Genomic DNA, 23,049 nt, shown 5'->3' with positions numbered 1-23,049 from the left:
GCCAGGTCTCCGCCCATCTCCTCATCCCCGGCTTCGTGTTTACCGGCCTGACCAAGGGCGACCGCATCGAAAAGCCCACCGGCGCCTGGACGTCGGAACAGACGGTCGAGTTCATGCTCACCAGCCTGGAGCGCGGCGACTTCTACATCCTGTGCCCCGACAACGACGTGGACCGGGCGACCGACGAGCGCCGCATGCTGTGGGCGATCAGCGACATCATCGAGAACCGTCCGCCGCTGTCGCGCTGGCATCCGGATTTCGCGGATGCATCAAAGGAATTCATCAACGGCCGTTGATAGATTGATTTGTGACGGCTTCGAAAGCCGGGTAAACGGAGCAATCCATTATCCGGCTATTCGAGTGCGCCCATGGAATTCCTGCCGAGCCTTGCCACCCTGCTTGCCTTCACCGCCGCCGGCCTGCTTCTGGCGCTGACGCCGGGACCCGACATGACGCTGTCGATCAGCCGCGCGCTCGGCCAGGGCCGCCGGCCGGCGCTGTTCGTGGTGCTCGGCACCAGCCTCGGCGTCGTCTGCCATACGCTGCTCGTCGCTTTCGGCATCTCGGCGCTGATCACCGCCTCGCCGACCGCCTTCTTCATCCTGAAGACCGGCGGCGCCGCCTATCTCCTGTGGCTGGCGATCCAGGCGATCCGCTTCGGTTCGAATTTTTCGGTGGAGCAGGTGGAAAAGACCGCCAGCAGTCCGCTCGCCAATATCTCGACCGGCTTCTGGGTGAACATCCTCAATCCGAAGGTCATCATCTTCTTCATGACCTTCCTGCCGCAGTTCGTGACGGCCGGCGATCCGCACGTCACCGGAAAACTGATCTTTTTCGGCTTCTATTTCATCGTCATCGGCATGCCGGTAAACCTGATCGTCGTTCTTGCCGCCGACTGGCTTTCTGGGTGGTTGCAGGCCAACCCGAAGGTCCTGCGGGGCATAGACTACACTTTCGCCGGCGTCTTCTCGATCTTCGCGGCGAAGATCTTCTTCACCCAGGCACGCTGACAGAAAGGCCGGCAAAGCCGGCCTGGTCTCCTCAGTCGTCCTCGCCGTGACCGGCGATCATCATCGCCTCGAAGGCGAGGCGATCAGTCTTGCGCATGCGCTCCGATTCCGACTTCAGCTGGCCGCAGGCGGCGAGGATGTCGCGGCCGCGCGGGGTGCGGATCGGTGAGGCGTAACCCGCCTGGTTGATGAAGTCGGCGAATTTTTCGATCTGCGCCCATTCCGAACACTGATAGTTGGTGCCCGGCCAGGGGTTGAAGGGGATCAGGTTGATCTTCGCCGGAACGCCCTTGAGGAGCTGGATCAGCGCCTTGGCGTCCTCCAGGCTGTCGTTGACGTCCTTCAGCATCACATATTCGAAGGTGATGCGACGGGCGTTCGAAAGCCCCGGATAGTTGCGGCAGGCTTCGATCAGCTCCTTCAGCGGATATTTCTTGTTGATCGGCACCAGCATGTCGCGCAGGTCGTCGCGCACCGCATGCAGCGAGATCGCCAGCATCACGCCGATCTCGTCGCCGGTCCGGTAGATTTCAGGCACGACGCCGGAGGTCGAGAGCGTCACGCGCCGCTTCGACAGCGACAGCCCATCGCCATCCGTCGCGATCAGCAGCGCGGTCTTGACGCTCTCGAAATTGTAGAGCGGTTCGCCCATGCCCATCATGACGATATTGGTGACCTTGCGGTCGCCGGTCGGCACGAAGGCGCCCGGCGGCGTGTCGGTGCCCGGAAAATCGCCAAGCCGGTCGCGCGCCAGCAGCAGCTGGGCGAGGATTTCTTCCGCCGTCAGGTTGCGCACCAGGCGCTGCGTGCCCGTATGGCAGAAGGAACAGGTGAGCGAACAGCCGACCTGGCTGGAAATGCAGAGCGTGCCGCGGCCTTCTTCCGGAATGTAGACGGTCTCGACTTCCACCGGACGACCGGCGCCGCGCGGCGGAAAGCGCAACAGCCATTTGCGGGTGCCGTCATTGGAAACCTGTTCCTCGACGATCTCGGGACGCGCGATGGTGAAATGCGCTTTGAGCATCTCGCGCATGTCCTTGGCGACATTGGTCATCGCATCGAAATCGGAGACGCCGCGGATATAGAGCCAGTGCCAGAGCTGGCTGACGCGCATGCGCACCTGCTTTTCCGATACGCCCTTTTCCTTCAGCGCTGCCGCCATGTCCTCGCGCGTCAGCCCGATCAGTGACGGCTTGGTGCCGAACAGATCCGGATTGGCGACAAGCGGCTTCTTGATGGCGAGCGGCGCCAGAGCCTCTGAGACTGACATTGTTTTATCCCGTTCGAACACATGCAGCTTTCCCACGATTGATCAGCGGGAAAGTCAGGGCATGTTGAATGCGTGAAACCTGTATCGGCCCATCGGGCACAAGTGCCGGACCTTCGTTGAGGCGGGGCTTTATCATCAAATAGCCGCCGCGTCACTATTCTTCAGGAAATGCAAAAGGCCGGTCACGGGACCGGCCTTCGATTGTTCTGATGAGCTGCCGCTTACTTGCAGGTTTCGATCTGCTTCAGCGCCGCCGCAATGCCCTGTAGCGAATAGGCGTAGGAGGTCTTGGTGCCGCGGCCGGAAACGGCGCTGACGCTCATATTCTGGCCCGTCTTCATCGCCGCGACCAGCGCCGGCTCTTCGGCCGCGTTCTCGACCCAGGCAGCCTTGTCCTTGGTGAACATCACGAAGTTCTTCTTGTCGATCGTCACCGTCACCTTGGAATTCGGCTGCAGCACGTAACCGACCATGGCCTGCGGCTCATAGGAGATGTTCTGGCCCGGGCGCTGCGAGACGATGAAGAAGATGTCGCCGTGATCGACGCTGGCCGGTTCCTTGGTGGTCGGCACCGAAAGCACGTAACAGACGTTGCTGGCGCCCGACTTGTAGGAATAGGCGCCCCATGCCTTGAACTGCTGGATGCGGGTGGGACCGGCGGCCGCTGCTGCGGGTGCCTGGGCCTGCTGCGGCTTGGCCGGGGCAGTGGCCTTCGGCGCCTGAGCCGATGCCAGGCCGGAGCTTGCAGCCAAGATTGCCAATGCGGTTGCGATTGTTCTTACAGACATGATCTCCTGCCGGTTTTGTTCGTTCAACGGCCCGAGCGGGCAAGCCTTGCCAGGCATGATCCTGATTCGGTGCATTTTGACTTGATCCTGGTTACCAAACCGTCAACCAGACTATTAGAATCTGCTGAATCTCCTGCCTCGGCTCGTAGGTGGGTGGGAACGGGACTCCCCGCTATGCCTCCAAAGACCCAACCAGCAGAATTTCCATGCGTTTCGTCAATCAGTGACACAAGGATTGGGGCAAGAGTTTGTTCTTTTCCTAACTCTCACAATGACATTAGAATGGTCGAATATGACGCGAATCTCATCGGTAACTTTGCGCAGCGTAAATGGATGTAGACGAAAGAGACCACTTCGCCGGCTTGGTAAGGGCAGTGGCCGATGAGCGCGATCAGGCAGCTTTTGTCGTGCTGTTCGATTATTTTGCGCCGCGCCTGAAATCCTGGCTCGTGAAGCGTTCGATGCGGCCCGACGATGCGGAGGAGCTTGTCCAAGAGGTGATGGCGGTTCTCTGGCACCGCGCCCACCTCTACGATCCGGCCCGATCCTCCCTGTCCACCTGGCTTTTCCGGATCGCCCGCAACCGCCGCATCGATGCGGAACGCCGGGCAAGACACAAGCAGCTGGACATCTACGAACCCCTGTTCTTCGTGACCGAGACGCCGGGCGCCGATACGATCTTCGAAGGCGAGGAACGGGACGCGCAGGTGCGCGCAGCACTCGCCGATATCCCCGGTGAACAGATGGAACTGGTGCGGGCGGCCTTCTTCCTCGGCCAGTCCCATTCGGAAATCGCCTCGGCGACAGGTCTCCCGCTCGGCACGGTGAAGTCGCGAATCCGGCTCGCATTCGAACGCTTGCGAAGAGTTCTCGAAGATCCTTCGAAGGGATAGCGCCCCTTGAGGCTATTTGCCGCGCACGCCCTCGGCGATGTCCGGATTGTCCGAAAGCGCCAGATCGGCGGCCTCATAGTGTCGGTCGGCGATATGGCCCTGGATCATCCGGAAGGCGGCGGCGAGCACCGCGACATCGTCGGTAAAGCCGACGAGGACGAACATGTCAGGCAGGAAGTCGATCGGCATGATGAAATAGGCAAGCGCCGCAAGCAGGACGCCCCGCACCCGCGTCGGAGTCCGCCGGTCGATCGCGCAATAATAGGCGGCGATCAGGTCGCGGCTGAACGGCACCTGCCGGACGGCCCGCTTCAGGGTCGGCCAGAACCTGGCGCGCACCTGCCGCTCGCGGCGATCTTGCGTATCCTCGTCACCCGGCAGCAGAATCTCGCCGATCTTCACGTCGTCCATGGTCGCTCCGTTCGCTCAACGTGTGCCCAACCAATATGGGCTCTGGACCATGAAGTTCAATTGCGGCGCAAGGATGCCTTGTCCATCGCCCGGGCCAGCTTGAAGTCGATGTCGGTGAGGCTCTTCGTTTCATGCGTGGTCAGAAGCACGTCGACCCGCGAGTAGACGTTCGACCATTCCGGATGGTGGTTGAGCTTCTCGGCGGACAACGCGCACTCGGCCATGAAACCGAACGCCTCGATGAAGTTCTTGAACTTGAAGCTCCTGAAGATCGCGTCGCCTTCCGGCTTCAGCTCCCAGCCTTGAAGCGTCGCGAGTTCGCGCATGACGGCGGCCGCATCCAGCTTTTCGTAATTCATCGTCAAGAACTCCTTCGGGTTAAAGGAGGCTCTTCACCGGCTCCATGTCGCCTGCATAGGCATTGCCGTAGCTCGCCTCCTGCAGCGGGAAGATTTCCTCCGTCAGATACGGTCCGCCCCCGACCGATTCCTTCGACGACAGCAGCACGAAACGCGATACTGAGAAGGGCGCCGTGTAGAAGTTGCCGCGGCCGGAAAGGTAGTGAACCACATCGTCCACCCGGCAATTCTTGAGCCGTGCGAGCGTCACATGCGGCGTGAACTTGCGGGGATCCGGCGGCAGGCCGATACGCTGGCAGATCCGCTCGATCTCCGCCTGCAGCGCGTATATTTCCGGCGAGGGCGAAACGCCGGCCCAGATGGAATGCGGCTTCTTCGATCCGAAGGAGCCGATCCCGGTCAGCGTCGCCTGGAATTCCGGCCGGTCGATACGGTCCAGACGGTCGACGATCTCGTCGGCGGTCCGGCCGTCGACATCGCCGATGAAGCGCAGTGTGATGTGATAGTTCTCCACGTCGATCCACCGGGCACCGGGGATCCCTCCGCGCAGGAGAGACAGGCTCATCGCTACATTGCGCGGAACTTCGAGGGCGGTGAAAAGTCTCGGCATAGGGACCTCCTCGAATCTTTTGCAGATGCTAACAGCGAATCATGCAACGAGGTTCCGCGCAAGCTGTTATTTTCCCTTATCCTTAATAGCCCCCAGGAAGCTTTTGACAGGTTGAATGGTCTTTTCGACCATGACACCTACCCCTTTTGCGTTGGGATGCATGCCATCCGGGAGCTGCAGGCTGGAAATGGTCGCGACCCCATCGAGGAAGAACGGATAAAGCGGCACCGCGTATTTGTCGGCCAGCCGCTTGTAGATCGGATTGAACCTATCGGCATAATCCCCGCCCATGTTGGGCGGTGCCAGGATGCCCATCAGCAACACCGGGATCTTCCGCTCCTTCAGCCGCGCCAGGACGGCATCGAGATTCTTCTCCGACTGGTCGGGGGAGATGCCGCGCAGCGCGTCGTTGGCCCCGAGTTCGAGGATCACTCCGTCGGTGCCGTCGGGCACCGACCAGTCGATGCGCGAAAGCCCGCCTGCCGTCGTATCGCCCGAAACACCCGCATTGGTGACCACGACATTCTGCCCGCTGGCCTTCAATGCCGCCTCGAGCTGCGCCGTGTAGGATTCGGAGGGCGCAAGCTGATAACCTGCCATCAGGCTGTCGCCGAAACCGACGAGCTGGATCGCCTTGTCCTGCGCGGCAGCCGGCAATGCAGCCAGCGCCAAAGCGGACATGACGATGAAGTGAAGCAGGCTTGCTTTAAAACTCACGATCCGTCTCCTAGATTGGGCGCTGCCGAAACGCGGTGTTCGGGTTACGCTTCACGCCTAATATAGGACGGTTCGATTTGACTAAAACCATCATCACGCTGAAGAAAGCCGATCTGACGCTCGGCAGCGCGGCGGCATCGGTGCATGTGCTGAAGCAGATCGACCTCGACATCCGTGCGGGCGAAGCCGTCGGCATCGTCGGGCCGTCGGGCTCCGGGAAGTCGACGCTGCTGATGGTCCTGGCAGGCCTCGAACGCCTCGACAGCGGCGAGATCGTCATCAACGGCGCGCCCCTTCATGCCCTGTCTGAAGACCGGCTGGCGGATTTCCGCGGCCGCAATATCGGCATCGTCTTCCAGTCCTTCCACCTGATCGCCAACATGACGGCGCTCGAAAACGTCGCCGTGCCGCTCGAACTCGCCAATGTCAGGGACGCCTTCGAGATCGCCCGGCGCGAACTCACCGCCGTCGGCCTCGGCGAGCGACTGAGCCACTATCCCGGCCAGCTTTCCGGCGGCGAGCAGCAGCGCGTGGCGATCGCCCGCGCGCTTGCCCCCTCGCCCTCGGTGCTGATCGCCGACGAACCGACCGGCAATCTCGACACCGAGACCGGCCGGCAGATCGCCGACCTCTTGTTTTCGAAACAGGCCGAGCGCGGCATGACCATGCTGCTCGTCACCCATGACAACGCGCTTGCCGCCCGCTGCTCGCGCCAGATTCGCGTCCGCTCCGGCGAAATCGTCGGCGACGGCGCCGCCGCTCATCACCCGGTTCAGGCGGTCTCCGCATGAGGCAGGCCTTTCCGCGCCTCTCGATTTCCTTCCGCCTGGCGCTGCGCGAAATGCGCGGCGGCCTTGCCGGTTTCTACATCTTCCTCGCCTGTATCGCACTCGGCACCGGGGCGATCGCGGCGGTCAATTCCGTCTCGCGGGCGATCACCGGCGCCATCGCCTCTCAAGGCCAGGAGATCCTTGCCGGCGACATCCGCTTCGAGCTGAACAACCGCGAGGCCACCGAACAGGAACGCGCGTTCCTCACAAGCCTCGGCAAGGTCTCCGTCTCCACCGGCCTGCGCTCCATGGCGCGCAAGCCCGACGGTTCCGAGCAGGCGCTGGTCGAGGTCAAGGCGGTGGACGACGCCTACCCGCTCTACGGCAGTTTCGGCGCCGAACCTTCCGCGCCGCTGCCCGATCTTCTTGGCAGGCAGGGAGACGCTTTTGGGGCACTGGCAGCCCCGCTTCTGCTGGAACGCCTCGGCCTCAAGGACGGCGATCAGCTTCTGCTCGGCAATGCCCGGCTGACATTGCGCGGTACGATCACCGCCGAGCCCGATGCGCTTTCGGAAGGTTTCGGCTTTGCGCCGCGCCTGATCGTCAGCCGCGAGGCGCTTGCCGCCTCGGGCCTGATCACCACCGGCAGCCTCGTCGAACATGCCTACAAGGTCCGGCTCGATGATCCCTCGACCCGTTCGACGCTCGCCGCCCGCGCCAATCGCGAGTTTCCGAGCGCCGGCTGGTCTGTGCGCACCAGCGACCGCGCGGCCCCTTCGCTCACCGAAAACGTCGATCGCTTCTCGCAATTCCTGACCTTGGTTGGCCTGACGGCATTGATCGTCGGCGGCGTCGGAGTCGCCAATGCCGTGCGCGCTTTCCTGGATGCCAAGCGCACCACGATCGCCACCTTCAAATGCCTCGGCGCGCCGGCCTCGGTCGTGACGATGATCTATCTCATCCAGATCATGCTGCTTGCGGTGATCGGCATCCTCATCGGCCTCGTCATCGGCGCCGCCTCGCCCTTCGTGGCGCTGCGGTTCCTCGAAGGCGTGCTGCCGGTTCCAAAGGAAGTCACCTTCTACCCCTCGGCGCTGGCGCTGGCGGCACTGTTCGGCATCCTGATCACCTTCGCCTTCGCGGTTCTGCCGCTCGGCCATGCCCGCGAAGTGCCGGCGACCGCCCTCTTCCGCGAACAGAGTTTCGACAATACCCGCCTTCCCTCCTGGCCCTATCTTCTGGCCGCCGGTCTGGCGCTCGCCGCCCTGGCGGCACTTGCGATCATCTCCGCCGAGGAGCACTTCATCGCCTCGGTTTTCCTCGCCGCCGTCGCCGGTGCCTTCGTGCTGCTGCGCCTCGTGGCAGCGCTGATTGCAGCACTTGCCCGAAGAAGCCCGCGGGTCAACTCGCCGGCGCTGCGGCTGGCGATCGGCAATATCCACCGGCCCGGCGCGCTGACGCCGTCGGTCGTGCTGTCGCTCGGCCTCGGCCTTGCCCTCCTCGTGACGCTCGCCCTGATCGACGGCAACATGCGCCGCCAGCTGACCGGCAGCATCGCCCAGCAGGCGCCGAACTTCTTCTTCGTCGACATCCAGGGATCGGAGCGCGAAGGCTTCGTCAACATCCTGAAACAGCAGGCGCCGGAGGGTACTATCACCCAGGTGCCGATGCTGCGCGGCCGGATTCTCGCTTTCAACGGCCAGGACGTGACCCAGATGAGCGTGCCGCCCGCCGGCCGCTGGGTGCTGCGCGGCGACCGCGGCATCACCTACGAGGACAAGCTGCCATCCAACTCGGCGCTGACCGCGGGACAATGGTGGGCCGCCGATTATACCGGCGAGCCGCTCGTGTCCTTTTCGGCGGAAGAGGCCGGCGAACTCGGCCTCAAGCTCGGCGACACCGTGACCGTCAACGTGCTCGGCCGCAACATCACCGCCCGCATCGCCAATTTCCGTAAAGTTCAGTGGGAATCGCTGTCGATCAATTTCGTGATGATCTTCTCGCCCAACACCTTCCGCGGCGCGCCGCATGCCTGGCTTGCGACGCTGAGCGATCCTCAAGCCACCGCCCAGCAGGAAGCCGCGATCCTGCGCGCCGTCACCAACGCCTATCCGACCATCACCAGCGTCCGGGTGAAAGACGCGATCGACATCGTCGATCAGCTCGTCGGCCAACTGGCGATGGCGATCCGGGCCGCCGCCGCCGTTGCGCTGATCTCGTCCGTGCTCGTGCTTGCCGGTGCGCTTGCGGCCGGCAACCGGGCGCGCACTCATGACGCCGTCATCCTCAAGACGCTCGGTGGCACGCGCGGTATGCTGATGCGCGCCTTCAGCTACGAATACATGATCCTGGGCGCCGCGACCGCGCTCTTTGCGCTCGTCGCCGGCGGCCTCTCCGCCTGGTTCGTTGTCAGCCGGATCATGCGGCTCCAGTCGGTCTTCCTGCCCGATGTCGCATTGCTGACACTCGCCGTTTCGCTGGTGCTGACGGTCGGAATAGGCCTTGCCGGCACCTGGCGGATATTGGGCCAGAAAGCCGCACCGGTCCTCCGCGAGCTCTAATTCGCCCGCAGGTAGTATTTCTTGTTAACTCACTGATCAAATTCCCGTCAGAGCGTCCCATAGGTTGCTAAATAGCGCCCATGGCTTGCGTTTTTCGCTTGCCGCACCTCTTGTATGTGAAGCGATCTCGCATCATATTTATGCGCAGGCTTGCTGGAGCTCCGCAGCGGCGCCTGGGTCCGTAAAAAAGGGGGCCCGACACCGTGAATAATTCCGGAGCTTAAAGAGGAAACAATGGCTGACTTTAACAACTACCAGACCCGGGCGACGCAGGGTCGCGCCCAGTCCGGCGCGATGATCGATGAAGGCCTGCGCGCCTACATGCTCAAGGTCTACAACCTGATGGCTGTCGGCTTGGGTATCACCGCTATCGCCGCTTATGGTATCTCGGCCCTCGCAACGACGACGGATGCAGCTGCAGCTGTTGCCCGGCTTCCGAACGGCATCCTGCTGACCAGCCTCGGCGCTGCGATCTACGGTTCGCCGCTTCGCTGGGTCATCATGCTCGCGCCGCTCGCCGTGGTGTTCTTCCTGAGCTTCCGCGTTCATAAGATGAGCGTCGGCGCTGCTCAGAGCACCTTCTGGGGCTATGCGGCCCTGATGGGTCTGTCGCTCTCGTCGATCTTCCTGGTCTACACGGCCCAGAGCATCGTTCAGACGCTTTTCATCACCGCCGCCTCCTTCGGCGCCCTGTCGCTTTACGGCTACACGACGAAGAGAAGCCTGTCGGGCATGGGTTCGTTCCTGATCATGGGCCTGTTCGGCCTGATCATCGCCTCGATCGTCAACATCTTCCTTGCGTCTTCGGCCCTCGGCTTCGCGATCTCCGCGATCGGCGTGCTGATCTTCGCAGGCCTCACCGCCTACGACACGCAGAAGATCAAGGAAATGTACTTTGACGGCGACGACGTCGCGGTTGCTGGCCGCAAGGCCATCATGGGCGCTCTGACCCTCTACCTCGACTTCATCAACCTCTTCACGTTCCTCCTCCAGTTCCTGGGCAACCGGAACAACTAATTCGAGGAACTCGGATAGGAAAAGGCGGCCTCCGGGCCGCCTTTTTTATTGCCCGGCTTCGCGCCGCAGCATAGTCTTCGGCCATTCTTTTCAACGGCCTGAATCTCAATGACATTCCATCTCCGCGACGCCTCCTCCGCCGATCTTCCGACCATCACCGAAATCTATCGCGACAGCGTGCTGAACGGCACGGCGAGCTACGAGATACTGCCCCCGGACCAGGCGGAGATGGCGGCCCGCTTCGAGGCGATCCGGGCCAAGGGTTATCCCTATATCGCGGCGGAACAGGAAGACGGCACGCTCCTCGGTTACGCCTACGCATCGGCCTTCCGGACCCGCCCGGCCTATCGCTGGCTGGTCGAGGACTCGATCTACCTGGCGCCGGAAGCGCGCGGCAAGGGCGTCGGCAAGGCGCTGCTGAAAGAACTGCTCGTGCGTTGCGAGGCGCTCGGTTTCCGCCAGATGGTCGCCGTCATCGGCGGCGCGAGCCCGGCCTCCGTGGCCTTGCATCGCGGCCTCGGCTTCGAGCTGACCGGCACCCTGAAGGGCACCGGCTTCAAGCACGGGAAATGGCAGGATACGGTGCTGATGCAGGTGGCGCTCGGCGAAGGCAATGAAACCGATCCGGATCCGGAGACCTATCCCGGCTCGCTGTTTACCGAATAGCGCCGTGCCTCAATCGATCAGCTTCAACACCTTGTCGAACACTTTCAGCACCTGCGGAAGCTCGTGGCCGCGCTTCATGATCAGGCCATGGGTGTTCATGACGGAATAGGCGCCCTGCTTGGCGGCGAGCTTCGGGTTCTTCTCGATTCGAAACAGCGGCGTCTCGCCCGAGCGCTTGAAGATGGAGAATACCGCGCGATCCCTGAGGTGATCGATCGCGTAGTCCTTCCACTCCCCTTCGCCGACCATGCGGCCGTAAATCCTTAAAATCGCATCGAGTTCGCGCCGATGGAAGGTGATGGGTGCGGGATCGCGGTTCTGCCGATAATCACTGAGATCGACGACAACGGCTGTGTCATGGGGTCTCTGTCCCCCCGGCAAATCCGGCTGATCTGTCATCAAGACTCCCAAATCGTCAAATGTCAGAGTTATGACAGTGTGCCTGAGAGGCGGCAAAAATCAACCCCGGCAATCCCGGCGGGGAAGAACCACACGATTTTATTCTTGCCCCATTTCGGACAAAAGAGTGCCCGATTTCGAAGCGAGATTGGCGTCGTTGGTTGGCGCCGTTTTCAGCGCCATATGGCCCGGTCCGGTCGCATTGACCCTTACCCCCAGCCCCCCAATGTTATTGGATCGGGCCGCCAACGATAAGGTCACGCACAATCCGTCAAACCTTCAACCGCACCTGCGGTCAGTATTTCTTGTAGCCTGCCATCAGCACCGTCGCACCGAGAATGGCGCCCGGCTCGCCGCCCGGCCCCGAAGCCTGCAGCAGGATCGCGCAACCGTCCTTCTTGGACTTGCCCATCAGCTTGCCCGGCAGGGTCAGCTTCATGCTCTGGCCGTTCCAGGTACCGACCGACTGCACGTCATAGACGGCGTGCCAATAGTCCATGGTCTTGCCGCTGTTTTCGCCCTTGGTGACATCCACCTGCTGGCGCTTGGTGAAATAGGCGACGACGACGTCCGCCTGCCCCTTGCCACCGCCGATCTCGATCTCGATCTCGTCGCCGCGCATCGCCGCGGTCACGGGAACGTCGAGCCCCTTGCCGTTCTGGCTGAGCACCTTCACCTTGTCGTTGATGACCGTCAGATCCGTGCCCTTGACGTGATCGCGCCCATTGATGACGGCCTGGGGTGTATAGACACCGCTCCGTCCGAGCGACTTGGCATAACCATATTGCCGCTCGGTATTTTCCTTGGAGCTCAGCGTATCGGTCCAGCCGAGATAGTTCCAGTAGTCGACGTGATAGGAGAGCACGACCATGTCGCCCTGAGCCACCAGCTGACCCAGAGTGGCGTCGGCCGGCGGGCAGGAGGAGCACCCTTGAGAGGTGAAAAGCTCGATCACGCCCTTCGGCGCCCTGACCTCTCCCGCAAATGCAGCGCCCGCATAAAGCAGGCCCGCAACAAGGAGTACGGAGCGAAAACGAAAGGGCATGGATGGCAGACCTTTTTATCAGGGCAACTGTTATCCACGATTGTTCGTGGCGATCAAGGGCCTAACGCACTGGATGACGGAAAGTAACCGCCGGCCCCCCCCAAGAGAAAGTCACGAAGGGGTGAAGACCGGATAATTGATCGGTTTCCTTATGCGTTGGTTGGACGTCAAACTTCGCGAAAAACGCGCCAAGGTCAAATCAGTTTGAGCAGTCCTTGAGTAAAATAAACGGCACCTACGCCGGTGACGATCCAGCGCGTCCAGGCGCGGAAATTCTGGTCGGTCATCTTCTGCAGGATGTCATTGCCGGCCCGCGCTCCGAGGATGGCGATCGGCGCCGCCACCAGCACCGCGATCCACTCGGTGGTCGGCAGTTGCGAGGCCGCATTCCAGTAGAACACCACCTTCGTCGCATGCGAGGCGACCTGCACCGCGGCCTTGGTGGCGATCACCTTGCGCCGGTCCATCGTCGTGCGGATGAAGAAGATGTCGATCGTCGGCCCCGACACGCCGACGCCAACCGTCAGCGCCCCGGCGATCAGCCCGCAGATCAGTGCATGCAGCGGTTTTGAGGCATCGAGCCGCAGTTTCGATACCGGCATCCAGACGAGGATCGGCATCAGCCCGATGGCGATCGACACGACGATGAGATCCGGCTGGTAGTCGACGATCAGAAGGATGATGCTCGAGATGACGAGGCCGATGCCGAGGATGCCGAGAATGCGGTATTCGATATAGGCCCGGGAAAACCAGGCGCGCGACCCGTTCGAGACCATCTGGATGACACCATGGATGGCGATCGCGGTGCCGACGGGATAGAGGAAAAGCAGCACCCAGAGCAGGATCAGCCCGCCCGCCATGCCGAAAATGCCCGAAAGCAGCGATGTCAGGAAAACGGTGACGGCCATTCCGGTGAGGATGACGACGGTCAAGGGCACGGGACCTTAGGGGCAGAACGACGACTCTTTGGCAGCAGGTGCAGGTGCGTCGGATAGCAGGAAGGAATCCGCCGGAGGTTTCCCTCCGGCGGATGATGGGTGGATGTCACTTAGGCGGCGAGGTCGCGCAGAACTGTCTGCAGGATGCCGCCATTGTTCATGTAGATGACCTCGTCGAGCGTATCGATGCGGCAAAGGATGTTGATTTCCTTCACCGTGCCGTCGCCATAGGTGATCTTGGCGGTCTTCCATTCGCGCGGCTTGATATCGCCTTCGAGACCGTCGATCTCGACCACTTCGTCACCCTTGAGATCAAGGCTGGCCCAGGTCGTGCCCTCTTCGAAGACGAAGGGAACGACGCCCATGCCGACCAGGTTCGAGCGGTGGATACGCTCGAAGGACTGGGCGATGACCGCCTTGACGCCGAGCAGGTTGGTGCCCTTCGCGGCCCAGTCGCGCGACGAACCGTTGCCGTATTCGACGCCGGCGAAGATGACGAGCGGAACGCCCTCGGCCTTGTACTGCATGGCCGCGTCGTAGATCGACATCTCTTCCTTCGACGGATAGTGGAAGGTGTAGCCGCCTTCCTTGCCGTTCGGGCCGAGCATGTAGTTGCGGATGCGGATGTTGGCGAACGTGCCGCGCATCATCACTTCATGGTTGCCGCGGCGCGTGCCGTACTGGTTGAAGTCGGCAACGCCGACGCCATGACCGGTGAGGTAGGCACCGGCCGGCGAAGCAGCCTTGATCGAACCGGCCGGCGAGATGTGGTCGGTGGTGATCTTGTCGCCGAAGAGACCGAGGACGCGGGCGCCCTTGATGTTCTTGAGGCCCGAACCGGTCTTGCCCATGCCGACGAAGTAGGGCGGGTTCTGCACATAGGTCGAATTGTCGTCCCATGCATAGGTCTGGCCCGGAGGAACCTTGACCGCCTGCCAGTTTTCGTCGCCCTTGAACACGTCCGCATACTTGGTTTCGTAAAGTTCGCGGGTGACGTATTTCAGGATGAATTCCTGGACTTCCTTCGAGGTCGGCCAGATGTCCTTGAGGAAGACCGGATTGCCGTTCTGGTCTTCGCCGAGCGGCTCGGAGGTCAGGTCATTCTGGACCGAACCGGCCAGCGCATAGGCGACGACGAGCGGCGGCGACGCGAGGTAGTTCGCCTGGACGTCCGGAGAAATACGGCCTTCGAAGTTACGGTTGCCCGAGAGCACGCCGGCGGCGATCAGGCCCTTGTCGTTGATCGTCTTCGAGATCGGCGCCGGCAGCGGGCCGGAATTGCCTATGCAGGTCGTGCAGCCGAAGCCGACGAGGTTGAAGCCGAGCTTGTCGAGATCGGCCTGCAGGCCGGACTTGGCAAGGTATTCGCCGACGACCTGGGATCCCGGAGCCAGCGAGGTCTTGACCCACGGCTTGGACTTCAGGCCCTTGGCGACCGCGTTGCGGGCGAGAAGACCGGCGGCGATCAGCACCGACGGGTTGGACGTGTTGGTGCACGACGTGATCGCGGCAATCGCCACGTCGCCATGGCCGAGATCGAAATCCGTGCCTTCGACGGCATAACGGTTACCGAGCTGGCCGGGCTTCTTGTACTCGGTATCGAGCGAACCGGCGAAGCCGGAAGCGATCTTGTCGAGCGAGATGCGGCCTTCCGGACGCTTCGGGCCGGCCATGGAAGGCACGACGTCGTTGAGGTCGAGTTCGAGCGTATCGGTGAAGACCAGGTCGGAACCGTCGCCCTCGCGCCACATGCCCTGGACCTTGGAATAGGCCTCGACCAGTGCGATCCGCTCAAGCGTGCGGCCGGACATCGTAAGGTAGTTGATGGTTTCGCCGTCTACGGGGAAGAAGCCGCAGGTCGCGCCGTATTCCGGACCCATGTTGCCGATCGTCGCACGGTCGGCAAGCGGCATGTTGTCCATGCCCGGACCGAAGAATTCGACGAACTTGGAAACGACGCCCTTCTTGCGCAGCATCTGCACGACGGTCAGCACCAGGTCGGTCGCCGTGACGCCTTCCTTGAGCTTGCCGGTGAGCTTGAAGCCGATGACTTCAGGCAAAAGCATCGAGACCGGCTGGCCGAGCATCGAGGCTTCCGCTTCGATACCGCCCACACCCCAGCCGAGAACGCCGAGGCCGTTGATCATCGTGGTGTGCGAGTCCGTGCCGACGCAGGTGTCCGGATAAGCGATCGTTTCGCCATCCTCTTCCTTGGTCCAGACGGTCTGGCCGAGATATTCGAGATTGACCTGATGACAGATGCCGGTGCCCGGGGGAACCACACGGAAATTCTTGAACGCCTGCTGGCCCCACTTCAGGAAGCGGTAACGCTCGCCGTTGCGCTCGTATTCGAGCTCGACGTTCTTGGCAAAGGCGGTCGGCGTGCCGAATTCGTCGACGATGACCGAGTGGTCGATGACTAGATCGACGGGAACCAGCGGGTTGATCTTTTCCGGATCGCCGCCGAGCGAAACCATCGCGTCGCGCATTGCGGCAAGGTCGACGACGGCGGGAACGCCGGTGAAGTCCTGCATCAGCACGCGGGCCGGACGGTAAGCGATTTCCGCTTCCGTGAGACCCTTGTTGTTCAGCCATTCGGCAACGGTGAGGATCTGTTCCTTGGTGACGGACTGACCGTCTTCAAAGCGGAGCAGGTTTTCGAGCAGCACCTTCATGGAGAAGGGCAGCTTCGAAACGCCGGCAAGGCCGTTTTGCTCAGCCTTGGGAAGGCTGTAGTAAACGTAATCCTTACCGCCTACGGTAAGGATGGAGCGACAATTGAAACTGTCGAGAGACTTAGCCACGGAATAAACCCCGCTGATTAAAGAGCCAACACGCGCGTGCGGACGCCTATGCACTTCATGCACATCAGGATGCGGGTGCGACCATTTCCGCTGTCCGCACGAGAAGATTTTTTGGGATCTTCAGGTTCGGCGGAAGATTGAAATCACGCCGGCCGCTGGCGTGGTTGCAGTGCTTATAGATAATTTCTAAGAAGGGTTCCAGACGCTTGGCGCCCATTCCGAATAAATTTTCGGATCGCGATGATTAAAATCTTAATGAAGGTCTCCGGCATGCGGCTTTTGGCCGAAAACTTGAGCGCAAGACGCGGCGAAGACCTGATTTTCACCGACATCTCCTTTACCCTCGGAGCCGGTGAAAGCCTCGTGCTGACCGGCCGCAACGGATCGGGAAAATCGACACTTCTGCGGGTCGTCGCCGGATTGCTGCGCCCGGAGACCGGCCGCGTCGCCTGGACTGCGGAGAGCGCCGAATCAGGCATGCGCGCCGCCGAGGCCTGCCACTATCTCGGCCACCGCAATGCGATGAAGGCGGAGTTGACGGTCTTTGAGAACCTCGCCTTCTGGAAGGACTTCCTCGGCGACACGGAGGACGGCAAGGGTATCCCGCCGGGCGAGGCCGCAGACGCCGTGGGCCTCGGTGGGATCATCCATCTGCCCTTCGGTTATCTCTCCGCCGGCCAGCAGCGCCGCATGGCGTTTGCCAAGCTGCTTGTCGCCTATAGGCCGGTCTGGATATTGGACGAGCCGACTGCGGCGCTCGATGTGAGCGCGGAGGGTGTGTTCACCGGGCTTATCAAGTTGCATCTGGCGACCGGCGGCATTGTGCTGGCGGCGACCCATCAGCCGCTGGGGCTGGAGAATGCACGGGAATTGCGGATGACCGGGTTTGCAGGCGTGGCGGAGGGAAGATGGTGATCGTCCTGGCCGTGGCTGCCCCCCTCTGCCTTGCCGGACCCCACCGCCTCCCCCGCAAGGGAATGGCTATGGTGTATGGGGCCTGGGACAGTGCTGCACTCTTAACCCTCCCCCTTGTGGGGAGGGTGGCCGGCAGGCGGGAGGGGTCTTTTGGAGACAGAAAAACCCTCCCCACCCCCTCCCCACAAGGGGGAGGGGCTCCTCGCACCCTCACACCCGCCGTCATCCGCCGCCCCCGCCCTCTCGCCGTCATCCTCGGGCTCGGCCCGAGGATCCAGGCCTCCGACCTGTACCGGTCGGACCGGATCGACGCCTTCCGGCAAATGCAAGGCCTCACGTCATGACCGCCCTCCTCCTCCGCGACCTCAAGCTCTCGGTCCGCGCCGGCGGAGGCGCCTTGATCGGTGTCCTCTTCTTCATGACCGTCGTCGCGGTCATCCCCTTCGGTGTTGGCCCGGATCTCAACCTCCTCTCCCGCATCGGTCCGGCAATCGTCTGGATCGGCGCGCTGCTCTCGGCCCTGCTCGGGCTCGACCGCCTGTTCCAGACCGAGCGCGAGGACGGGTCGCTCGACCTGCTGCTGATGCAGGAACACCCGCTGGTGCTGACCGTACTCGTCAAATGCCTGGCCCACTGGCTCGGCAATGGCCTGCCGCTGGTGATCGCCTCGCCGCTGCTCGGCCTGTTCATGAACATGGACGAGGTGGCGATCGGCGCCACCATGCTGACGCTGCTGGTCGGCACGCCGGCGCTGACCTTCATCGGTGCGGTCGGCGCGGCCGTGGCTGTCGCCCTGCCGCGTGGCGGGTTGCTCGTCTCGATCCTTGTCCTGCCGCTCGCGATCCCCGTGCTGATCTTCGGGGTCAGCGCCTCCTATGCGGCGGTCGAGGACCCTGCCCCGTTTCTGCCGCCTTTCCTGATATTGGTGGCGATCACGATGTTTTTTGCCGTGCTCGGTCCGCTCGGCGCGGCACTGGCGTTGCGCAATGCCGGCGATTGACTAGAATCGGATGGATCGGATCAGGTTGAATCGGATCGGGTTGACCGGGATCAAGCTGCTTTTCCACGCGCAGATTAGAAAGTGCCCATGACCGACAGCCTCGCCATCAGCAAGTTCAGCGACCTGGCCAACCCGACGCGGTTTCTGGCGCTGGCGGCCCGTATCCTCCCCTGGATGGCGGCGGCCACCGCGATCCTGTTCGCGATCGGGCTCTACCTCAGCTTTACCACCGAGGGCGATTACCAGCAGGGCCTGACGGTGCGCATCATGTATGTGCATGTGCCCTCCGCCTGGCTGTCGATGATGTGCTACACGGTGATGGCCGTTTCGGCGATCGGCACGCTGGTCTGGCGCCATCCTCTCGCCGACGTGTCGCACAAGGCGGCGGCCCCGCTCGGCGCCGCCTTCACGCTGATCGCGCTCGCCACCGGCTCCCTCTGGGGCAGGCCGATGTGGGGAACCTGGTGGGTCTGGGACGCGCGCCTCACCTCCGTCTTCGTGCTCTTCCTCATGTATCTCGGCCTGATCGCGCTCAACCGCGCCATGGACGATCCGTCGCGGGCGGCGCGCGTGTCCGCCGTGCTGATCCTTGTCGGCTTCGTCAACATCCCGATCATCAAGTTCTCGGTCGACTGGTGGAACACGCTGCACCAGCCGGCAAGCGTCATCCGCATGGGCGGCCCGACCATCGACCAGGAATTCCTCTGGCCGCTCCTGGTCATGGCAATCGCCTTCACCCTGCTGTTCTTCACCCTGCACGTAATGGCGATGCGCAACGAGATCTGGCGCCGCCGCGTCGCCGCCCAGCGCCGCATGGCCGCGCGCATGGCCGGACGGGAGGCTTAAAGATCATGACCCACACGTTCTATATCGCCATGTCCTATGCTGTTGCTGCTGTGGTCATCCTCTGTCTGATCGCCTGGACCTGGCTGGATGGCCGCGCCCGCAGGCAGGAACTGGCCGAGCTCGAAGCCTCCGGCATCCGCCGCCGTTCCGCCCAGCCGACAGGTGACGCGAGATGAGCGTCGAAACCGAAAATCAGCCAGCCGCCCGCAAAAGCCTGGCGCGTTATGCGCTGCCGCTGATCCCGCTGGTGATCTTCCTGGGTTTCGCCGCCGTCGCCGGCAAGATGCTCTACGACCAGGACGTCAACGGCCGCGACGTCTCGGCCATTCCTTCCGCCCTGATCGGCAAGAAGGCGCCGTCGCTGGCGCTCCCGCCGCTGGAGGGCTCGAAGACCGCGGCGCTGACGACCGCGGCGATCACCGGCAAGCTGACGCTGGTCAACATCTTTGCCTCCTGGTGCGTGCCCTGCCGGCAGGAACACCCGATCCTGAAGGAACTAGCAAACGACAGCCGCCTCACCATCGTCGGCATCAACTACAAGGACCGCAACGACAACGCGCTACGTTTCCTCGGCGAGCTCGGCAACCCCTACAAGGCGATCGGCGTCGATCCGAACGGCAAGGCGGCGATCGACTGGGGTGTCTACGGCATTCCGGAAAGTTATCTGGTCGCGCCTGACGGCACCATCCTCTACAAGCGCGTCGGCCCCTTCGACGCCCGCAGCCTGACGCAGGATCTCCTGCCGGCGATCGAAAAGGCCTCGGCCAAAGGCTGATCAGGCGCCCAGAACGGATCAGGCGCGAAGATCGGATGCGGAGATGACCCTCAGCTGCGGCTGCACACTGGCCGCCTGCTGGCCTTCCAAAACGACCTGGTTGCGGCCGGCGGATTTGGCCGTATAGAGGCAGGTGTCGGCCCGCCCGATCGCATCGTGCATCGAGTGATCGCCGCGGGAGGTCGAGGACACGCCGAAACTTGCGGTGATCTGTTGGGTGACGCCGCTGTCGCGCCAGTCGCGCGCGGCAAAAGCCAGCCGGATAGCATTGGCGAGCACGCCGGCCTCCGCGAGCGTCACACCCGGCAGGAAAGCCACGAATTCCTCGCCGCCGAAACGCGCCACCAGCGCGTCGCTCTGCAGTCCCTCGTGAAGTACGGCGGCCAGGCCGACGATGACCGTATCTCCGGCCGCATGGCCGAAGCGGTCGTTGACCAGCTTGAAGTGGTCGATATCGCAGACGAGGACGGCACCGGAAGGAAAACTCTCCCTGCGGAAATCCGGGATCGCCCGCTCGAAACCCCGGCGGTTCAGGAGATCGGTCAGCGGATCATGCTCGGCCGCGTGGCGATGCTGCCAGACGGCATCCAGCATCACAGTTCCCAGTACCGTCAGCGCCAGCAGGAAGCCGATGATGCTCGCGGTCATCTGCATGAAGAAGGCATAATCGGAAGTCAGGAAGTCATCGAGCGACGCGTAGGTCCCGGATGACGTGAGGATCAGGAGGGCCGACACCCGGACGAGATTGTCCGCGATCACCAGCCCGACCATGGCCCCGAGCAGCCGGTCGATCGGCCGACGGATATCGTGGCGGACCTGCCAGAGCGGGATGATCAGCAAGGTCGAGCAGGCTATGTCGCTGACGGCAAGCTCTCCCCGCAGATCGTGCTCCACCAGGATCAGGTAGGAAATGCCGAGGAATGCGGCAACGCAAAAGATCAGCCGCTCGGAAATGAGAACCGACTGGCCGAAGCGGGTTAGAAAAGCGTGGCCGTAGAAGAAGAACGCCGCCAGGAAGAGGGCGTTCGAGACGATGGCCTGAACCGGGACCGGCAGACCGGTCAAAATGAGCGGCGAGGCAAATCCGAGCGCTGCACCGATATATCCGAAACCCCAGTAACGGGACGAGGCAGAACTCCAGCGCTGCAGAAACAGGAACGTGCAGCCGAATACGAAAAAGATGAACGGCAGCAGGTAGGCAAAATTATCGTGCGATTCCATGAGACCCCCGCACGAAAGCATTCCCCCAAACGTTTGGTGCTGGCCGCGAAATTTAGCCGCTTGTCGTTAAGAAAACTTGACTGGTAGTCGCAAAGGCTTGGATCAAAGCTGTATCATTTCGCCGGCCGGAAGCTTCGAGGATCGGCGCACAAACGCAAGCACTTTTGGCCGCGCCGGACGTCTTGTCCGGCGCGGTTTTGTTTTGGGAATGGGGCAGGCGGTATCGGTATGTGGGAGGTAGGCGGTTTGTGCCTGCCCCGGCTGCTTTTGAGCGACTTGAGAGGATTTCCGAGCCCTCGTCACCCGCCTTCGCAACCATCACCGGAAACTGGGGTCCGAAAACCCTTGGACGAGGATGCCGGTTCGCGAACCCGGTTTCCCATCCGATGACGGAGTGATTATGGGGCGGGTTCGCAGAGACGGGGACGGACGGGGACGTGAACGCGGGTAAAGGATTGATAAGGTTGGGGAGTTTTTCATGGGTGGGTTAAATCGTCCCCGGTTAAAGACCCCTCCCGCCCTGTCGGGCACCCTCCCCACAAGGGGGAGGGATATATGCCGCCTGCTCGCAGTTCCCCATCGTGAGCAGGGATGTCTTCAATAGTGAGAGTAGTCATATCTTCGATCAAGCGGCGATCTTGAGCCAACAATCGAGGTCTGTGGTTTGGCACGAGCATCGCGGCTTGGTCTCCCTCCCCCTTGTGGGGAGGGTGGCCGGCAGGCCGGGAGGGGTCTTTTTTCTCTCGCCCGCAGCCGAGATCTACAACCCACCCTGCCACACCCGCACAGCATCGACCGGCCAGACGAGCATCAGCACGTTGAGCGTCAGGTTGTCGCGGATGATGTAGCCGGTCGCAAGCTCGAAGAAGATGGCGCTCGCGATCGTCAGCCAGACCGGCAGGCGCGAGGCGGCGAAGAAACCGAGCACCATGAACACCGTGTCCATCGCCGAATTGAGGATGCTGTCACCGGTATAACCGAGCGCCATGGTCGCGGTGCGGTAGCGGTCGATGATCAATGGCGAATTCTCGGCGATCTCCCAGGCTGCCTCGATCAGCACCGCGAGCGACAGCCGGGCGGAGAGCGGCGCGCGGCGGAGAATCAGCCAGCCGAGACCGTAGAAGAGGAAGCCGTGGATGATGTGCGACGGCGTGTACCAGTCGGAGAGATGCTGCGAATTGCCGCTGGTGTTCACCCCGCCTTCCCAGAGCTTCACATAACCGCATTCGCAGATTGGAATGCGGCCGATCGCGTAGAGGATGGCGATCTGGAGAAGAAAGAGGATGACGGCGGCGAGAAGCCAGCGCCGGGAGGACGAACTCGATGGGGAGAATTCCGCCGCCGTCACTTTTCGGCCTCAGCGTTGCCTGCCGGCTCCTGGACCGTGTGGCGCATGATCAGCGGCATCTGCGTCATGGTGAAGATCAGCGTGATCGGCATCGTGCCCCAGACCTTGAAGGCGACCCAGAAGTTATCCGCCGCCTTGGCGTCAGGCAGGTAATAGGCATTCGCGCCGCGCCAGACGATCTCGTTAAGGACGGCGAGGAATAGGAAGAACACGCCCCAGCGGATGGTGAGCTTGCGCCAGCCGGCATCGTCGAGCTGGAAGGCCGCGTTGAAGACATAGCCGAGCAACGATTTGCCGAACAGCAGGCCGCCGAGCAGCACGACGCCGAACAGCGTGTTGATGATGGTCGGCTTCATCTTGAAGAACAGCTCGTCCTGCAGCCAGATGCCGAGCCCGCCGAAGACGAGGACGACGATGCCGGAAATGAAGGGCATCAGCGGCAGGTGGCCGAGAACGATCTTCGAGACGACGAGCGAAATGACGGTCGCGAGCATGAACAGGCCGCTGGCGATGAACAGCGGGCCACCGAGCACCGAAAGCCACGGAAAGGTCGCGGCAAGCCATTCTCCGCGCAGATTGGCGAAGAAGAAGACGAGCAGCGGCCCGAGCTCAAGCGCGAGCTTCAGCATCGGATGGTGCCGGTCGGCGGCGGTGGGCGTCGTGTCGCTTTCGAATTTCATATATGG

24 protein-coding genes and 1 pseudogene are annotated in these 23,049 nt (G+C 62.4%); 12 read left to right on the top strand and 13 right to left on the bottom strand.

The window, feature by feature from the left end:
- Both PMI07_RS07165 and PMI07_RS07160 read left to right on the top strand, forming a co-directional pair.
- A pseudogene (locus PMI07_RS07165) lies at positions 1-296 on the top strand (short-chain dehydrogenase); the annotation flags it as partial.
- Between the two features lie 72 nt (positions 297-368).
- Positions 369-1,010 (top strand): LysE family translocator, encoded by a 642-nt coding sequence (locus PMI07_RS07160; protein ID WP_007765809.1) that lies wholly within the window; start codon positions 369-371, stop codon positions 1,008-1,010.
- 31 nt (positions 1,011-1,041) lie between these two features.
- Here the strand turns inward: PMI07_RS07160 and rlmN are convergent, their stop codons facing one another.
- Together rlmN and PMI07_RS07150 are read right to left on the bottom strand one after the other, a co-directional pair.
- A complete protein-coding gene (gene rlmN, locus PMI07_RS07155; RefSeq protein ID WP_007765810.1) occupies positions 1,042-2,280 on the bottom strand; it encodes a 23S rRNA (adenine(2503)-C(2))-methyltransferase RlmN in 1,239 nt (412 codons plus the stop codon).
- A 221-nt stretch (positions 2,281-2,501) separates the two neighbouring features.
- Positions 2,502-3,068, bottom strand: a complete 567-nt coding sequence (locus PMI07_RS07150) for an invasion associated locus B family protein (RefSeq protein ID WP_037085894.1) — start codon at positions 3,066-3,068, stop codon at positions 2,502-2,504.
- Between the two features lie 329 nt (positions 3,069-3,397).
- Here PMI07_RS07150 and PMI07_RS07145 point away from each other — a divergent pair, with 329 nt between their 5' ends.
- Positions 3,398-3,961, top strand: coding sequence for a sigma-70 family RNA polymerase sigma factor (locus PMI07_RS07145; protein WP_007765812.1), 564 nt, complete (start codon positions 3,398-3,400; stop codon positions 3,959-3,961).
- A 12-nt stretch (positions 3,962-3,973) separates the two neighbouring features.
- Here PMI07_RS07145 and PMI07_RS07140 read toward each other — a convergent pair whose 3' ends face one another.
- The 4 genes from PMI07_RS07140 to PMI07_RS07125 form a co-directional block, all read right to left on the bottom strand.
- Complete coding sequence (locus PMI07_RS07140; protein ID WP_007765813.1) at positions 3,974-4,372, bottom strand: YkvA family protein; 399 nt, start codon at positions 4,370-4,372, stop codon at positions 3,974-3,976.
- A gap of 56 nt (positions 4,373-4,428) precedes the next feature.
- Positions 4,429-4,731, bottom strand: a complete 303-nt coding sequence (locus PMI07_RS07135; RefSeq protein WP_007765814.1) for a 4a-hydroxytetrahydrobiopterin dehydratase — start codon at positions 4,729-4,731, stop codon at positions 4,429-4,431.
- A gap of 19 nt (positions 4,732-4,750) precedes the next feature.
- A complete protein-coding gene (thpR, locus tag PMI07_RS07130) occupies positions 4,751-5,341 on the bottom strand; it encodes an RNA 2',3'-cyclic phosphodiesterase (protein WP_007765815.1) in 591 nt (196 codons plus the stop codon).
- 66 nt (positions 5,342-5,407) lie between these two features.
- Positions 5,408-6,058 (bottom strand): arylesterase, encoded by a 651-nt coding sequence (locus PMI07_RS07125; RefSeq protein ID WP_007765819.1) that lies wholly within the window; start codon positions 6,056-6,058, stop codon positions 5,408-5,410.
- Positions 6,059-6,135: 77 nt separating this feature from the next.
- Here PMI07_RS07125 and PMI07_RS07120 point away from each other — a divergent pair, with 77 nt between their 5' ends.
- From PMI07_RS07120 to PMI07_RS07105, 4 genes are all read left to right on the top strand, one after another.
- The gene (locus PMI07_RS07120; RefSeq protein ID WP_007765821.1) at positions 6,136-6,849 is read left to right on the top strand and encodes an ABC transporter ATP-binding protein; all 714 of its coding nucleotides are present in this window, start codon (positions 6,136-6,138) and stop codon (positions 6,847-6,849) included.
- Complete coding sequence (locus PMI07_RS07115) at positions 6,846-9,389, top strand: ABC transporter permease (RefSeq protein WP_024163642.1); 2,544 nt, start codon at positions 6,846-6,848, stop codon at positions 9,387-9,389. The genes PMI07_RS07120 and PMI07_RS07115 overlap by 4 nt, the downstream gene beginning before the upstream one ends.
- A gap of 234 nt (positions 9,390-9,623) precedes the next feature.
- Positions 9,624-10,406 (top strand): Bax inhibitor-1/YccA family protein, encoded by a 783-nt coding sequence (locus PMI07_RS07110; RefSeq protein ID WP_007755574.1) that lies wholly within the window; start codon positions 9,624-9,626, stop codon positions 10,404-10,406.
- A gap of 108 nt (positions 10,407-10,514) precedes the next feature.
- A complete protein-coding gene (locus PMI07_RS07105; protein ID WP_007755577.1) occupies positions 10,515-11,072 on the top strand; it encodes a GNAT family N-acetyltransferase in 558 nt (185 codons plus the stop codon).
- Positions 11,073-11,081: 9 nt separating this feature from the next.
- Here the strand turns inward: PMI07_RS07105 and PMI07_RS07100 are convergent, their stop codons facing one another.
- From PMI07_RS07100 to acnA, 4 genes are all read right to left on the bottom strand, one after another.
- The gene (locus tag PMI07_RS07100; RefSeq protein ID WP_007755580.1) at positions 11,082-11,471 is read right to left on the bottom strand and encodes a DUF2794 domain-containing protein; all 390 of its coding nucleotides are present in this window, start codon (positions 11,469-11,471) and stop codon (positions 11,082-11,084) included.
- A gap of 295 nt (positions 11,472-11,766) precedes the next feature.
- Positions 11,767-12,516, bottom strand: coding sequence for a thioredoxin family protein (locus tag PMI07_RS07095; protein WP_007755584.1), 750 nt, complete (start codon positions 12,514-12,516; stop codon positions 11,767-11,769).
- 194 nt (positions 12,517-12,710) lie between these two features.
- The gene (locus PMI07_RS07090) at positions 12,711-13,448 is read right to left on the bottom strand and encodes a sulfite exporter TauE/SafE family protein (protein WP_007755586.1); all 738 of its coding nucleotides are present in this window, start codon (positions 13,446-13,448) and stop codon (positions 12,711-12,713) included.
- Positions 13,449-13,564: 116 nt separating this feature from the next.
- Entirely contained in the window at positions 13,565-16,258 is a 2,694-nt protein-coding gene (acnA, locus tag PMI07_RS07085) for an aconitate hydratase AcnA (protein ID WP_007755587.1), read from the bottom strand.
- Between the two features lie 270 nt (positions 16,259-16,528).
- On the opposite strand from acnA, the gene ccmA reads away from it, so the two are divergent.
- From ccmA to PMI07_RS07055, 5 genes are all read left to right on the top strand, one after another.
- A complete protein-coding gene (gene ccmA, locus PMI07_RS07080; RefSeq protein ID WP_037085891.1) occupies positions 16,529-17,173 on the top strand; it encodes a heme ABC exporter ATP-binding protein CcmA in 645 nt (214 codons plus the stop codon).
- Between the two features lie 340 nt (positions 17,174-17,513).
- Positions 17,514-18,173 (top strand): heme exporter protein CcmB, encoded by a 660-nt coding sequence (gene ccmB / locus PMI07_RS07070; protein WP_007755592.1) that lies wholly within the window; start codon positions 17,514-17,516, stop codon positions 18,171-18,173.
- 87 nt (positions 18,174-18,260) lie between these two features.
- On the top strand, positions 18,261-19,019 hold the full coding sequence (locus PMI07_RS07065; protein WP_007755595.1) for a heme ABC transporter permease: 759 nt from the start codon (positions 18,261-18,263) through the stop codon (positions 19,017-19,019).
- Positions 19,020-19,024: 5 nt separating this feature from the next.
- Entirely contained in the window at positions 19,025-19,195 is a 171-nt protein-coding gene (gene ccmD, locus PMI07_RS07060) for a heme exporter protein CcmD (RefSeq protein ID WP_007755598.1), read from the top strand.
- Positions 19,192-19,794, top strand: a complete 603-nt coding sequence (locus tag PMI07_RS07055; RefSeq protein ID WP_007755601.1) for a DsbE family thiol:disulfide interchange protein — start codon at positions 19,192-19,194, stop codon at positions 19,792-19,794. The genes ccmD and PMI07_RS07055 overlap by 4 nt, the downstream gene beginning before the upstream one ends.
- An 18-nt stretch (positions 19,795-19,812) precedes the next feature.
- Here the strand turns inward: PMI07_RS07055 and PMI07_RS07050 are convergent, their stop codons facing one another.
- The 3 genes from PMI07_RS07050 to PMI07_RS07040 form a co-directional block, all read right to left on the bottom strand.
- Positions 19,813-21,015, bottom strand: coding sequence for a GGDEF domain-containing protein (locus tag PMI07_RS07050; protein WP_007755604.1), 1,203 nt, complete (start codon positions 21,013-21,015; stop codon positions 19,813-19,815).
- 760 nt (positions 21,016-21,775) lie between these two features.
- Positions 21,776-22,363 (bottom strand): DUF2585 domain-containing protein, encoded by a 588-nt coding sequence (locus tag PMI07_RS07045; protein ID WP_007770950.1) that lies wholly within the window; start codon positions 22,361-22,363, stop codon positions 21,776-21,778.
- Complete coding sequence (locus tag PMI07_RS07040) at positions 22,360-23,043, bottom strand: septation protein A (protein WP_007770946.1); 684 nt, start codon at positions 23,041-23,043, stop codon at positions 22,360-22,362. Before PMI07_RS07040 ends, PMI07_RS07045 begins: the two co-directional genes overlap by 4 nt.
- Positions 23,044-23,049: the final 6 nt, after the last annotated feature.

The sequence above is a fragment of the Rhizobium sp. CF080 genome (genome assembly GCF_000282095.2).
Taxonomy (GTDB): domain Bacteria; phylum Pseudomonadota; class Alphaproteobacteria; order Rhizobiales; family Rhizobiaceae; genus Neorhizobium.
This window is presented reverse-complemented; position numbering and strand designations above follow the sequence as displayed.